This window comes from Streptococcus mitis, from assembly GCF_009496285.1.
GTDB classification, from domain to species: domain Bacteria; phylum Bacillota; class Bacilli; order Lactobacillales; family Streptococcaceae; genus Streptococcus; species Streptococcus mitis_BP.
In genome coordinates this window covers 69,866-84,018 of sequence record NZ_WIJK01000007.1, presented here as the reverse complement: position 1 = coordinate 84,018, position 14,153 = coordinate 69,866, and the positions used below count along the sequence as shown (strand labels likewise).

Genomic DNA, 14,153 nt, shown 5'->3' with positions numbered 1-14,153 from the left:
GATAGAGAATATCCCTTTTTATTTTGTTCTAAATTCGATTTTTGAATGGAATATCAGATGATGAGACAAAATATTTTTGAAAACAGAAAAAGACAAACACCAAAAATGACGTTTGTCTTCGTTCTGACTCTTTATCAAGGTTGTCTTGATAAAGAGTTTTTTCTTGCCAGTTTTTTAAATTTCTTGTACAATAGGAAGAGTGAAAAGAGGTATCGTATGAGTAAAAAAGATAAAAAAATTGAAATTCAATTAACAGACGCAACTGTTTTAGTTGGTAAGGAAAAGTATGAAGGGTATACTTTAACGATTGGTAAAAAGGTTATTGGTGAAATTGCCGAATTAGACAATCAATTTGCGATCATAAAGAATGGAAATGTCGATAGTTTTTATAAAAAACTTGAAAAAGCTGTGGAAATTTTGATTGAAAACTATAATTTAGCAAAATAAAGCTTGTTTTTTGTAAATTTTCATGATATAATAGTTTTTGTTGAACATTGGAGAGATAGCGAAGAGGCTAAACGCGGCGGACTGTAAATCCGCTCCTTCGGGTTCGGGGGTTCGAATCCCTCTCTCTCCATTTCACTTTTGGGGTATAGCCAAGCGGTAAGGCAAGGGACTTTGACTCCCTCATGCGTTGGTTCGAATCCAGCTACCCCAGTTCTTAGGTAATAAATTCAAGGATAAAAAGAAAAATATCTTAGGGTATTTTATTTTTATAATTGAAGGACGTGAACGATATAACATGTCTTTGCGGGTGCTTAGGAAAAAATTATAAGTATGTCAAGCTTAAGAAAAGCTTGATTGTTGGAGGATTTTTTAGATGAACGAATTTGAAGATTTGCTAAATAGCGTTAGCCAAGTTGAGCCTGGTGATGTTGTTAGTGCTGAAGTATTGACAGTCGATGCGACTCAAGCTAACGTTGCAATCTCAGGAACTGGTGTTGAAGGTGTCTTGACTCTTCGCGAATTGACAAACGATCGCGATGCAGATATCAATGACTTTGTTAAAGTAGGAGAAGTATTGGATGTTCTTGTACTTCGTCAAGTAGTTGGTAAAGATACTGATACAGTTACATACCTTGTATCTAAAAAACGCCTTGAAGCTCGCAAAGCATGGGACAAACTTGTTGGTCGCGAAGAAGAAGTTGTTACAGTTAAAGGAACTCGCGCTGTTAAAGGTGGACTTTCTGTTGAATTTGAAGGTGTACGTGGATTTATCCCAGCTTCAATGTTGGATACTCGTTTTGTACGTAACACTGAGCGTTTTGTAGGTCAAGAGTTTGATGCTAAAATCAAAGAAGTTGATCCTAAAGAAAACCGCTTCATCCTTTCACGTCGTGAAGTTGTAGAAGCAGCAACTGCAGCAGCTCGTGCTGAAGTATTCGGTAAATTGGCTGTTGGTGATGTTGTAACTGGTAAAGTTGCACGTATCACAAGCTTCGGTGCTTTCATCGACCTTGGTGGTGTTGACGGATTGGTTCACTTGACTGAATTGTCACACGAACGTAACGTTTCACCAAAATCAGTTGTAACTGTTGGTGAAGAAGTTGAAGTGAAAATCCTTGATCTTAACGAAGAAGAAGGACGTGTATCACTTTCACTTAAAGCTACAACACCTGGACCATGGGATGGCGTTGAGCAAAAATTGGCTAAAGGTGATGTTGTAGAAGGTACAGTTAAACGTTTGACTGACTTCGGTGCATTTGTTGAAGTATTGCCAGGTATCGATGGACTTGTTCACGTATCACAAATTTCACACAAACGTATTGAAAATCCAAAAGAAGCTCTTAAAGTTGGTCAAGAAGTTACTGTTAAAGTTCTTGAAGTTAACGCTGATGCAGAACGCGTTTCACTTTCTATCAAAGCTCTTGAAGAACGTCCAGCTCAAGAAGAAGGACAAAAAGAAGAAAAACGTGCTCCACGTCCACGTCGTCCAAAACGTCAAGAAAAACGTGACTTTGAACTCCCTGAAACTCAAACAGGATTCTCAATGGCTGACTTGTTCGGAGACATCGAACTTTAATTCATTTGAATTTGAAAAAAATCCTTTGTTTTTTAAACAGAGGATTTTTCTTTTTTCTACTAGCATTTTTTGATATAATGGTTTTATGTTATATTCAGAAAAAGAATCACTTTATCAAACAATAAATGAACAGCTCTCTTATCTTTTAGAAGGAGAGCCCAATGTGTTGGCTAATCTATCAAATGCCAGTGCCCTGCTAAAAACAAGCTTTCCCAATGCTGTTTTTGCAGGTTTCTATCTATTTGATGGGAATGAACTGATCTTGGGACCCTTTCAAGGTGGAGTTTCATGTGTACGAATCGCTCTTGGAAAAGGTGTTTGTGGCGAATCGGCAACTAGCCGTCAAACAGTGATTGTTGGTGATGTTAAAACCTATCCAAACTATATTTCTTGTGATAGTAGTGCTCGTAGTGAAATTGTTGTGCCAATGGTTAAAGATGGACAACTTCTGGGTGTTTTAGATTTAGATTCATCTCTTGTTGATGATTATGATGAGTTGGATCAGAAATATCTAGAAGTGTTTGTTGCTATTTTGTTAGAGAAAACCGAATGGAATTTTTCAATGTTTGAGGAGAAAGCGTAATGTATCAGGCTCTTTATCGAAAATATAGAAGTCAAACATTTTCACAGTTAGTAGGCCAGGAAATTGTTGCAAAAACTCTGAAACAAGCTGTAGAGCAGGAAAAGATCAGCCATGCCTATCTTTTTTCAGGCCCTCGTGGAACTGGAAAAACCAGCGTAGCCAAAATTTTTGCCAAGGCTATGAACTGCCCTAATCAAGAGGGAGGAGAACCTTGCAATAATTGTTATATCTGTAAAGCTGTTACGGATGGAAGTTTAGAAGACGTTATCGAAATGGATGCAGCCTCTAATAATGGGGTTGATGAAATTCGTGATATCCGTGATAAATCAACCTATGCTCCAAGTATAGCTCAGTATAAGGTCTATATCATTGATGAGGTTCATATGCTTTCAACTGGAGCCTTCAATGCCCTTTTGAAAACTCTTGAGGAACCAACTCCAAATGTTGTCTTTATCCTAGCAACGACAGAGCTTCATAAGATTCCTGCAACCATTTTATCTCGTGTTCAACGCTTCGAGTTCAAATCTATTAGAACTCAGGATATTCGAGATCATATTTTCCATATTTTAGAGAAGGAAGGGATTGCTTATGAAACTGAAGCTGTTGAAATTATCGCTCGTAGAGCCGAAGGTGGTATGCGGGATGCTTTGTCCATTTTAGACCAAGCATTGAGCTTGACTCAAGATGCTAAATTAACAACAGCTGTTTCTGAGGAAATTACTGGGACTATTAGTCTAAGTGCTTTGGATAATTATGTGGCTGCCTTGGCACAAAAAGATGTGACTCGTGCTTTGGAAAATCTTAATTTGATTTTTGATAACGGAAAGAGCATGACACGATTTGTAACGGATTTGTTGCAGTATCTACGGGATATTTTGATTGTCCAATCTGGTGGGGAGAATACTCACTATAGTGATCTATTTAAGGATAACTTAGGTCTTTCACAGGCTGTTTTGTTCGAGATGATTGGAATTGCAACAAGTAGTTTAGCTAATATCAAGGCTAGCTTACAGCCTAAGATTTATGCTGAAATGATGACCATTCGTTTGACAGAACTTGATTCCCAACCAGGACTTTCAGGTGATGTGGCTGAGGAATTATCATCTCTTAGAGAAGAAGTTGCGCGATTGAAACAGGCTCTGGCAAATGTTAATACGAGTCCTAAGCAGACTACACCAACACCGAGTCGTCCAGTTAACAGCAAGTCAATTTATCGCGTAGATCGCAATAAGGTTCAGTCTATTCTTCAAGAAGCTGTTGAAAATCCTGATTTAGCCCGTCAAAATCTAATCCGTCTCCAAAATTCTTGGGGAGAAGTTATTGAAAGCTTGTCAGGTCCAGATAAGGCACTTTTAGTCGGTTCTCAACCTGTTGCGGCTAATGAGCACCACGCGATTCTTGCATTTGAATCTAACTTCAATGCTGGCCAAACCATGAAACGTGATAATCTGAACACCATGTTTGGCAATATCCTTAGTCAAGCAGCGGGATTTTCACCAGAGATTCTTGCTATTTCCATGGAAGAATGGAAAGAAGTTAGGGCTGATTTCTCAGCTAAGGCTAAATCGTCACAAGGTCAACCAGTTAAGGAAGAAATGGAAGAATCTGTCCTTCCTCAAGGATTTGAATTTCTAGCGGATAAAGTGACCATAGAAGAAGATTAAAAGGATATTGTGACATAATACGATGAACAGACAACAATTTATAATCATGGCCTTATTTACTGCTGCTGAGACCTATTTCCTTAATGAATCCATCATGGAGCAACGGTATATTATGGCCTTGCTTTGGGCTATTTTAATCCTAAGAAATTTTAGAGTCAGCTATATTATGGGGAAAATTGTCAACGCTATTAATGACCATTTTCGAGGAAAGAAGTAACCCTCAGCTTCTAGACAAAATCAAAGCCTTTTAGGCTTTTTTTTGTTATACTATAAAAGTATATTTATTGACCTTTTACAGTATTTTCTAGGGAAATTAAGTATGTTTCTAGTAAGTACTGTAAAGGCCTTGAAAAAGAAAGGAACTATCATGTCAGTATTAGAGATCAAAGATCTTCACGTTGAGATTGAAGGAAAAGAAATTTTAAAAGGGGTTAACCTGACCCTGAAAACAGGTGAAATAGCCGCTATCATGGGGCCAAATGGTACGGGTAAATCGACTCTATCTGCCGCTATCATGGGAAATCCAAACTATGAAGTTACCAAAGGTGAAGTCTTGTTTGACGGCGTAAACATCCTTGAATTGGAAGTTGACGAGCGTGCGCGTATGGGACTTTTCCTTGCAATGCAATACCCATCAGAAATTCCTGGAATTACCAATGCTGAATTTCTTCGTGCAGCCATGAATGCTGGTAAAGAAGATGATGAGAAGATTTCAGTTCGCGAGTTCATCACTAAATTGGATGAGAAGATGGAATTGCTCAACATGAAAGAAGAAATGGCTGAGCGTTACCTCAACGAAGGTTTCTCTGGTGGTGAGAAAAAACGTAATGAGATTCTTCAACTTTTGATGTTGGAACCAACTTTTGCCCTTTTGGATGAGATTGACTCTGGTCTTGATATTGATGCCCTTAAAGTTGTTTCTAAAGGTGTCAATGCTATGCGTGGTGAAGGCTTTGGTGCTATGATTATCACTCACTACCAACGTCTTTTGAACTACATCACACCTGATGTGGTACACGTCATGATGGAAGGTCGTGTTGTCCTTTCAGGTGGTCCAGAATTAGCTGCGCGTTTGGAACGTGAAGGATACGCAAAACTAGCTGAAGAACTTGGCTACGACTACAAGGAAGAATTGTAATTCCCTCGTATCTTTTAGGAGAAGTAAATGACTAAAGAAAATATTAAACTTTTTTCAGAAATGCACGCTGAACCAAGCTGGTTGGCTGATCTCCGTCAAAAAGCTTTTGACAAGATTGAGACTTTGGAATTACCAGTTATTGAGCGTGTCAAATTCCACCGTTGGAATCTGGGTGATGGAACGATTACAGAAAGTGAGCCATCAGCAAATGTTCCAGATTTCACAGCTCTAGATAATCACTTGAAGTTGGTGCAAGTAGGAACTCAAACTGTTTTTGAGCAAACTCCCGTTGAGTTAGCTGAACAGGGTGTCGTCTTTACAGACTTTCACTCAGCTTTAGAAGAAATTCCAGAGATTATTGAGGAGTTCTTCATGTCATCTGTTAAGTATGACGATGATAAGTTGGCAGCCTACCATACAGCTTATTTCAACAGTGGTGCTGTTCTCTACATTCCTGATAATGTTGAGATTAAAGAACCAATCGAAGGAATTTTCTATCAAGACAGCGATAGTGATGTGCCGTTTAACAAGCATATTATGATTATCGCTGGTAAAAATTCTAAGATTAGTTATCTGGAACGTTTAGAGTCACGCGGTGAAGGAAGTGCCAAAGCAACTGCTAATATCACAGTAGAAGTGATTGCACGTTCTGGAGCTCAAGTGAAGTTTGCTGCGATTGACCGTCTAGGTGAAAACGTCACTGCCTACATTAGCCGTCGTGGTAAATTAGGTAATGATGCAAGCATTGACTGGGCGATTGGTGTCATGAACGAAGGAAACGTCGTTGCTGACTTTGATAGCGACTTGATTGGTAACGGTAGCCATGCGGACCTTAAAGTCGTAGCTCTTTCAAGTGGCCGTCAGGTACAAGGGATTGATACCCGAGTAACTAACTATGGTTGCAACTCAATCGGAAATATCCTCCAACATGGGGTTATTCTTGAAAAAGCAACTTTAACTTTCAATGGTATTGGCCACATTATCAAGGGTGCCAAGGGAGCAGATGCGCAACAAGAAAGTCGAGTTCTCATGCTTTCAGACCAAGCGCGTTCAGATGCCAATCCAATTCTTTTGATTGATGAAAATGACGTAACTGCAGGACACGCGGCTTCTATCGGTCAGGTAGATCCAGAAGATATGTATTACCTCATGAGCCGTGGTTTGGATAAGGCAACTGCAGAACGCTTGGTTGTTCGTGGTTTCCTTGGCTCCGTTATCGTTGAGATTCCAGTCAAGGAAGTTCGTGATGAAATGATTGCAACCATCGAAGAAAAATTGTCAAAACGCTAAGGGGTAGCCTATGTTAGATGTAGAAGCGATTCGCAAGGATTTTCCAATTTTAGACCAGATTGTTAACGATGAGCCTCTGGTCTATCTGGACAATGCTGCGACGACACAAAAACCACTAGCTGTTCTTGAAACGATTAACCGCTACTATGTGAACGACAATGCCAATGTTCACCGTGGTGTTCATACCTTGGCAGAAAGGGCGACAGCTTCTTATGAGGCGGCTCGTGAAACCATTCGTAAGTTTATCAATGCAGGCTCTACAAAGGAAGTTCTCTTTACCAGAGGAACGACAACCAGTCTTAACTGGGTAGCGCGTTATGCTGAGGAAGTCTTGACTGAGGGAGACCAGGTCTTGATTTCCGTCATGGAACACCATTCCAATATCATTCCTTGGCAGGAAGCCTGCCGCAAGACTGGAGCGGAGCTTGTCTATGTCTATCTCAAGGATGGAGCCTTGGACATGGATGACTTGCGAGCTAAATTGACTGATAGAGTTAAGTTTGTCTCCCTTGCTCACGCCTCAAATGTTCTGGGTGTGGTCAATCCAATCAAAGAAATCACTCAATTGGCCCACCAAGTTGGAGCTATCATGGTGGTGGATGGTGCTCAATCTACACCTCATATGAAGATTGATGTTCAGGACTTGGATGTGGACTTCTTTGCTTTTTCAGGTCACAAGATGGCAGGTCCGACTGGTATCGGTGTTCTTTATGGTAAAGAAAAGTATCTGGAGCAAATGTCACCAGTAGAATTTGGCGGCGAAATGATTGATTTCGTTTATGAACAATCTGCTAGTTGGAAGGAATTGCCTTGGAAATTCGAGGCTGGAACTCCTAACATGGCAGGTGCTATCGGACTTGCTGCTGCAGTGGATTATCTAGAAAACATCGGTATGGATGCCATTGAATCTCATGAACAGGAATTAATCGCATACGTCTATCCAAAACTGCAGGCGATTGAAGGACTGACCATTTATGGTTCACAGGACTTGGCTCAACGTTCAGGTGTCATTGCCTTTAACCTAGGCGACCTTCATCCTCACGACCTTGCTACTGCTTTGGATTATGAAGGAGTGGCTGTTCGAGCAGGTCACCATTGCGCTCAACCTTTGCTCCAGTATTTGGATGTCCCAGCAACAGCTCGTGCAAGTTTTTATATCTACAATACCAAGGCAGATTGCGACAAGCTAGTCGATGCCTTACAAAAGACAAAGGAGTTTTTCAATGGCACTTTCTAAACTAGATAGCCTTTATATGGCAGTGGTAGCAGATCATTCGAAAAATCCACATCACCAAGGGAAGTTAGAAGACGCTGAACAAATCAGTCTCAACAATCCGACCTGTGGAGATGTTATCAATCTCTCCGTCAAGTTTGATGCAGATGACCGCTTGGAGGATATCGCTTTTCTAAACTCAGGTTGTACCATCTCGACTGCCTCTGCGAGCATGATGACAGATGCCGTTTTGGGAAAGACCAAGAAAGAAATCTTAGAACTTGCGACTATTTTTTCTGAAATGGTTCAAGGTCAAAAAGATGAACGCCAAGACAAACTTGGAGATGCGGCCTTCTTATCAGGCGTTGCCAAATTCCCTCAACGAATCAAGTGTGCAACCCTAGCTTGGAATGCCTTGAAGAAAACAATTGAAAATCAAGAAAATAACTAAGACAAGTTTCTTTTGTCTTATGAATCAGTAGAAATGAAGAATGAAAGAAAGGATATTATGGCTGAAGAAAGAGTAGAACCAAAACCAATTGACCTTGGTGAATATAAATTTGGTTTCCATGATGATGTAGAGCCTGTCCTATCGACAGGAAAAGGATTGAATGAAGATGTCATTCGTGAACTATCAGCTGCTAAGGGAGAACCTGAGTGGATGTTAGAATTCCGTTTGAAGTCTTATGAAACCTTCAAAAAAATGCCCATGCAAACTTGGGGAGCAGACTTGTCAGAGATTGATTTTGATGACTTGATTTATTACCAAAAACCATCTGATAAACCAGCTCGTTCATGGGACGACGTTCCTGAAAAGATTAAAGAAACCTTTGAACGTATTGGGATTCCAGAAGCTGAGCGTGCCTATCTAGCTGGTGCCTCTGCCCAGTACGAGTCAGAAGTGGTTTACCACAATATGAAGGAAGAGTTCCAAAAATTGGGGATTATCTTTACAGATACAGATTCTGCCCTCAAGGAATACCCAGACTTGTTTAAACAGTACTTTGCTAAGTTGGTACCACCAACAGATAATAAGTTAGCTGCCCTCAATTCAGCAGTATGGTCTGGTGGAACCTTTATCTACGTACCAAAAGGGGTCAAGGTAGATATTCCACTTCAAACCTACTTCCGTATCAACAACGAAAATACTGGTCAGTTTGAACGTACCTTGATTATCGTTGATGAGGGAGCAAGTGTCCACTACGTAGAGGGCTGTACAGCACCAACTTATTCAAGTAACAGCTTGCACGCCGCCATCGTAGAAATCTTTGCCTTGGATGGTGCTTATATGCGTTATACAACCATCCAAAACTGGTCTGATAACGTCTATAACTTGGTGACAAAGCGTGCTAAGGCTCAAAAGGATGCCACTGTTGAGTGGATTGATGGCAACTTGGGTGCTAAAACAACTATGAAATACCCATCTGTTTACCTTGATGGAGAAGGGGCGCGTGGTACCATGCTTTCTATTGCCTTTGCCAATGCAGGGCAACACCAGGATACTGGAGCTAAGATGATCCACAATGCTCCACATACTAGCTCGTCTATTGTGTCTAAATCCATCGCTAAAGGCGGAGGAAAGGTTGACTACCGTGGACAAGTAACCTTTAATAAAAACTCTAAGAAATCTGTTTCTCACATTGAGTGTGATACCATTATCATGGATGACTTGTCAGCATCAGATACTATTCCATTTAATGAAATTCATAACTCGCAAGTTGCTTTGGAACACGAAGCCAAAGTATCTAAGATTTCAGAAGAGCAACTCTATTATCTCATGAGCCGTGGTTTATCAGAATCTGAGGCAACTGAGATGATTGTCATGGGATTTGTTGAACCTTTCACTAAAGAACTTCCAATGGAATACGCCGTTGAGCTTAACCGCTTGATTAGCTATGAGATGGAAGGATCAGTTGGATAAACTTTATGAACAGAAACTGAGGCTGGGACAAAAGTCCTAGCCTCTCAATTGTCTTTGGATTGTCGAGCAAGACGCAGTGGTTGAGTGGGCTCTACTACGCTGATTTCATCAGCTTTTACAGCCCTACTCAACTGTGGGGAGGTGGAACGACGAAATCGTATTCTAACGAATTACCGATTTCTGTCCCACTCTCAGTTTTTTTGATGAAAGATGCTAATAAATATTCACAAAAAGTCTTTTGTATGGTAAAATAATACAATCACATAAAGTGGGAGATGAATGATGAATATTTTTAGAACCAAAGACGTTAGTCTAGGTAAGACAGAAATGCATCGCCATTTAAAATTATGGGACTTAATTCTCTTGGGGATTGGTGCCATGGTAGGAACAGGTATCTTTACCATTACAGGAACAGCTGCAGCAACACTAGCAGGACCTGCCCTTGTGGTATCGATTGTAATTTCTGCTATCTGTGTATCCTTATCTGCTCTCTTTTTTGCAGAATTTGCTTCTCGTGTTCCTGCAACGGGTGGAGCATATAGTTATTTATATGCAATTTTGGGAGAATTTCCAGCCTGGATAGCTGGTTGGTTAACCATTATGGAATTTATGACAGCAGTTTCAGGTGTTGCTTCTGGTTGGGCGGCCTATTTTAAAGGTTTGCTTAGTAACTATGGAATCTCAATGCCGCAAGCATTAAATGGGACCTTTAATCCAGAGCAAGGGACCTATCTTGACCTCCTGCCAATTCTAGTTCTCGTCCTCGTTACGGGACTGGTCTTATTGAATTCGAAGGCTGCGCTTCGATTTAATTCCATTTTAGTAGTTTTAAAATTCTCTGCTCTTGCACTATTCATCTTAGTTGGAATCTGGTACATTAAACCTGAAAATTGGGCAGACTTTGCACCATTTGGCTTTGGTCAGATTTATGGTGGAAGCACTGGGATTATGGCAGGAGCTTCACTCATGTTCTTTGGGTTTTTAGGGTTTGAATCCATTTCAATGGCAGTTGATGAAATTCAAAGCCCCCAGAAGAATGTACCGCGTGGAATTGTTTTATCCTTAACTATTGTAACTATACTTTATGCACTAGTCACTCTAGTATTGACAGGGATTGTTCATTATAGCAACCTCAATGTAGATGATGCAGTAGCCTTCGCTTTGAGAAATATCGGTATTGGTTGGGCAGCTAACTATGTTTCACTTGTTGCGATTTTTACCTTGATTACGGTATGTATTTCAATGACCTACGCCTTGTCACGAATGATCTATAGTTTAGCCCGTGATGGACTCTTGCCTCAAAGTTTTAAAGAAGTGACCAAGACTAGTCGCGTTCCAAAGAATGCAACTATCTTAACTGGTGTTGTTTCAGCAATTGCAGCTGGGATCTTCCCACTTGCAAGTATTGCAGCCTTTCTCAATATCTGCACCTTAGCCTATCTTATTCTCCTAGCCTATGGGATCATCAAATTGAGAAAAGATAAGGGTATGCCAAAAGAGGGCGAGTTCAAAACTCCCCTGGTTCCTTTTTTACCAATCTTGTCTATTCTAATCTGCCTTTCATTTATGCTTCAGTATACCCTTGAAACATGGATGGCATTTGGAATTGCCTTGTTAATTGGAATTCTTATCTACTTTACTTATGGCTATAAACATTCAACTCTAGCTGAAAATGAATAAAGAAAAAATCGCGAATTTCGCGATTTTTTTATAACTTTTCGTTTACAAATCGAACAAATCGATTCCACCAAACTTTTAAGAAAAAGGCTTTGTCAACATTTTTTTCTGCAACCATTTCAAAGTTAGGTTTGTCAGTAGTGATGTAACCTTGCCCGACTAGATCTTTATCTTCATAAGTGAGATGGCCAACAACTGTTCCTGCTTCAAGTGGTGCAGTATGTTCAGTAGTATCAGCAGTATAGGTAATAGTTGATTGAGCTCGACTGCCCAAACGTTGAACAATTTTGATATCTTCTTTTGCGACCGCTGTGACTGTGTCATCTTTTCCATCTAAAACAGGACTTTTACTATCCTCATAACTTTCACCCTGCTTGACGATGGTCTGGAGAGCAAAGGTAGAGGAAATATAATCTAAGAGAGAAGAAGTAGCTGTAAAGCGTGCATATGGATTGGTATCTTGGTTGTCAGCATTTAAAACAACAGTAATGATACGCATTCCTTTTTCGACTGTAGTACCTACAAAGGATGCTCCAGCCTTATCAGTCGTACCAGTTTTAAGTCCATCAACACCCCCACGATAGGCAGGCATTCCCTCCAACATATAGTTAGTAGAATTAATGGTCATACCAGCGAAAGTCGAAGAAGGTTTCTTGGTGATTTCTAAGACCTGAGGATACTTGAGGATGAGGTTGCGAGCAACGACAGCAACATCATAAGCGCTCAATTTATTTTCATCATCTTTCTTAGAACCAGGATAGATATTATTCCCAAGAGTTTCATTGTTAAGACCAGTTGTATTGACGAGGGTAGCATCTTGAATCCCCCATTCCAGTAGTTTGGCCTTCATCATATCAACGAAGTCTTTTTCAGAGCCAGCAATTTTTTCAGCTAGGGCAATGGCTGCACTGTTAGCACTGGATACCAGAGTAGCTTCTAGCAATTCCTCAACTGTGTAGTTACGAGCTTCCATAGGAACGTTACTCGCTTCAGAATTAGTAGTGAGCTGGTAAGGATAATCTGAGATTTCTACAGGAGTAGAAAGAGTGATTTTGCCTTGCTCTAGAGCTTCATATACTAGGTAAACGGTAAGTAGTTTACTGATAGAGGCAATTTCAACCGGTTGGGTCGCATCTTTTTCATACAAAATCTTACCACTGTTAGCCTCAACAGCGATGGCATGTTTTGCTGCGACATCAAAATCCTGAGCAAAAACAGTAGTAGCAGAACCAAATGAAATAAGCGTGATTAATGTTAAAAATAATTTCTTCATAGTAACTTTATTCTATCATAAAGACAAAAAATATTCTTGTTTTTATGATGAAGGCTATCAATCTTTTTTGAAATATGGTAAAATAGGGAAAAGAGGAGGTGGCCTATGTTTCGGAGAAACAAACTATTCTTCTGGACAACTGAAATTCTACTAATAACCTTAATTTTCTATCTATGGAAAGAAATGGGTGCTATTATTACACCCTTTGTCAGTGTTGCAAATACAATCATGATTCCTTTTTTACTGGGAGGATTTTTGTATTATCTAACCAACCCAATTGTTATCTTTTTAGAGAAGGAATGTAAAATCAATCGAATCATTGGGATTTTGTTAACCCTTTGTGCCTTAGTTTGTGCACTCGTACTTAGTTTTGTTTATCTGCTGCCGATTTTGATTAATCAGTTAAGTAGCTTAATTTACTCGAGTCAAAACATTTACGGTCGTCTTCAAGATTTAGTCATTGAGTTATCAAAACATCCAGCCCAGCAAAATCTAGATATCCAACAAACTATTCAGCAACTGAACCTCTCTTATGTTGATATTTTGCAAAATATCTTGAACAGTGTGACAAATAGTGTTGGAAGTGTTCTATCTGCACTCGTAAGCACTGTATTGATTATCATCATGACACCAGTTTTCTTGATTTACTTATTACTTGATGGGCATAAATTTTTACCCATGCTAGAAAGAACTATATTAAAACGAGATAAATTGAACATATCTGGTTTATTGACAAACCTAAATACAACTATTTCTCGTTACATTAGTGGAGTGTCTATAGATGCAGTTATTATTGGATGTTTAGCTTTTATCGGTTATAGTGTGATTGGTCTAAGATATGCCTTGGTCTTCGCCATTTTTTCTGGATTGGCTAATTTGATTCCGTATGTAGGACCAAGCATTGGCTTGATTCCAATGATCATCTCAAATCTCTTCACCGATCCTCATAAAATGATTATTGCTGTCATTTATATGTTGATTATTCAGCAAGTTGATGGAAATATTTTATATCCACGTATTGTGGGTGGGGTTATGAAGGTTCACCCGATTACTATTTTAGTCTTGCTTTTATTATCAAGTAATATTTATGGTGTGATTGGGATGATTGTTGCTGTTCCAACCTATTCCATTTTAAAAGAGATTGCTAAATTCTTAGCGCGACTGTATGAAAATCATAAGGAAGCACAAGAAGTTAAGAAACATCTATCAGAATAAAGATGTCGGGATAAAAAATCCCGACCTTTTTTTGATCATTGTATCTTTGGCGCTGTAGTTGATCAAACTTTTTATTGGTTTTAAACTCTCAAATCTCTTATGATGAAACTTTAATTTTTCAATACATATTTTTTTACAAACAACTGAATGATTGAA

Annotated in this window: 13 protein-coding genes and 2 tRNA genes; 14 read left to right on the top strand and 1 reads right to left on the bottom strand. The window is 39.5% G+C overall.

What is annotated here, in order from left to right; all coding sequences use genetic code 11:
- The first annotated feature begins 216 nt into the window (after positions 1-216).
- The 13 genes from GEZ89_RS03745 to GEZ89_RS03680 all read left to right on the top strand — a co-directional run bounded on the left by GEZ89_RS03745 (position 217) and on the right by GEZ89_RS03680 (position 11,512).
- A complete protein-coding gene (locus tag GEZ89_RS03745; RefSeq protein ID WP_000037108.1) occupies positions 217-447 on the top strand; it encodes a DUF2969 domain-containing protein in 231 nt (76 codons plus the stop codon).
- Positions 448-496: 49 nt separating this feature from the next.
- Positions 497-577: transfer RNA gene (locus GEZ89_RS03740), tRNA-Tyr, on the top strand.
- A gap of 9 nt (positions 578-586) precedes the next feature.
- Positions 587-658: transfer RNA gene (locus tag GEZ89_RS03735), tRNA-Gln, on the top strand.
- Between the two features lie 162 nt (positions 659-820).
- Entirely contained in the window at positions 821-2,023 is a 1,203-nt protein-coding gene (gene rpsA / locus GEZ89_RS03730; RefSeq protein ID WP_001001618.1) for a 30S ribosomal protein S1, read from the top strand.
- An 85-nt stretch (positions 2,024-2,108) separates the two neighbouring features.
- Positions 2,109-2,606, top strand: coding sequence for a GAF domain-containing protein (locus tag GEZ89_RS03725; protein ID WP_153225008.1), 498 nt, complete (start codon positions 2,109-2,111; stop codon positions 2,604-2,606).
- Positions 2,606-4,270 (top strand): DNA polymerase III subunit gamma/tau, encoded by a 1,665-nt coding sequence (gene dnaX / locus GEZ89_RS03720; protein WP_153225007.1) that lies wholly within the window; start codon positions 2,606-2,608, stop codon positions 4,268-4,270. Before GEZ89_RS03725 ends, dnaX begins: the two co-directional genes overlap by 1 nt.
- 22 nt (positions 4,271-4,292) lie before the next feature.
- Entirely contained in the window at positions 4,293-4,487 is a 195-nt protein-coding gene (locus GEZ89_RS03715; RefSeq protein ID WP_153225006.1) for a DUF3272 family protein, read from the top strand.
- Between the two features lie 150 nt (positions 4,488-4,637).
- Entirely contained in the window at positions 4,638-5,408 is a 771-nt protein-coding gene (sufC, locus tag GEZ89_RS03710; RefSeq protein WP_000114489.1) for a Fe-S cluster assembly ATPase SufC, read from the top strand.
- Positions 5,409-5,435: 27 nt separating this feature from the next.
- On the top strand, positions 5,436-6,698 hold the full coding sequence (gene sufD, locus GEZ89_RS03705; protein WP_153225005.1) for a Fe-S cluster assembly protein SufD: 1,263 nt from the start codon (positions 5,436-5,438) through the stop codon (positions 6,696-6,698).
- Between the two features lie 10 nt (positions 6,699-6,708).
- Complete coding sequence (locus GEZ89_RS03700; protein WP_153225004.1) at positions 6,709-7,935, top strand: cysteine desulfurase; 1,227 nt, start codon at positions 6,709-6,711, stop codon at positions 7,933-7,935.
- Complete coding sequence (sufU, locus tag GEZ89_RS03695; RefSeq protein WP_153225003.1) at positions 7,922-8,362, top strand: Fe-S cluster assembly sulfur transfer protein SufU; 441 nt, start codon at positions 7,922-7,924, stop codon at positions 8,360-8,362. The genes GEZ89_RS03700 and sufU overlap by 14 nt, the downstream gene beginning before the upstream one ends.
- Before the next feature lie 57 nt (positions 8,363-8,419).
- Entirely contained in the window at positions 8,420-9,832 is a 1,413-nt protein-coding gene (gene sufB / locus GEZ89_RS03690) for a Fe-S cluster assembly protein SufB (RefSeq protein WP_000797050.1), read from the top strand.
- Between the two features lie 282 nt (positions 9,833-10,114).
- Positions 10,115-11,512, top strand: coding sequence for an APC family permease (locus GEZ89_RS03680; protein ID WP_075231257.1), 1,398 nt, complete (start codon positions 10,115-10,117; stop codon positions 11,510-11,512).
- Between the two features lie 28 nt (positions 11,513-11,540).
- Here GEZ89_RS03680 and pbp3 read toward each other — a convergent pair whose 3' ends face one another.
- Positions 11,541-12,782 (bottom strand): D-alanyl-D-alanine carboxypeptidase PBP3, encoded by a 1,242-nt coding sequence (pbp3, locus tag GEZ89_RS03675; protein WP_075231256.1) that lies wholly within the window; start codon positions 12,780-12,782, stop codon positions 11,541-11,543.
- A gap of 105 nt (positions 12,783-12,887) precedes the next feature.
- Here pbp3 and GEZ89_RS03670 point away from each other — a divergent pair, with 105 nt between their 5' ends.
- A complete protein-coding gene (locus GEZ89_RS03670) occupies positions 12,888-13,997 on the top strand; it encodes an AI-2E family transporter (RefSeq protein WP_075231255.1) in 1,110 nt (369 codons plus the stop codon).
- Positions 13,998-14,153 lie beyond the last annotated feature (156 nt).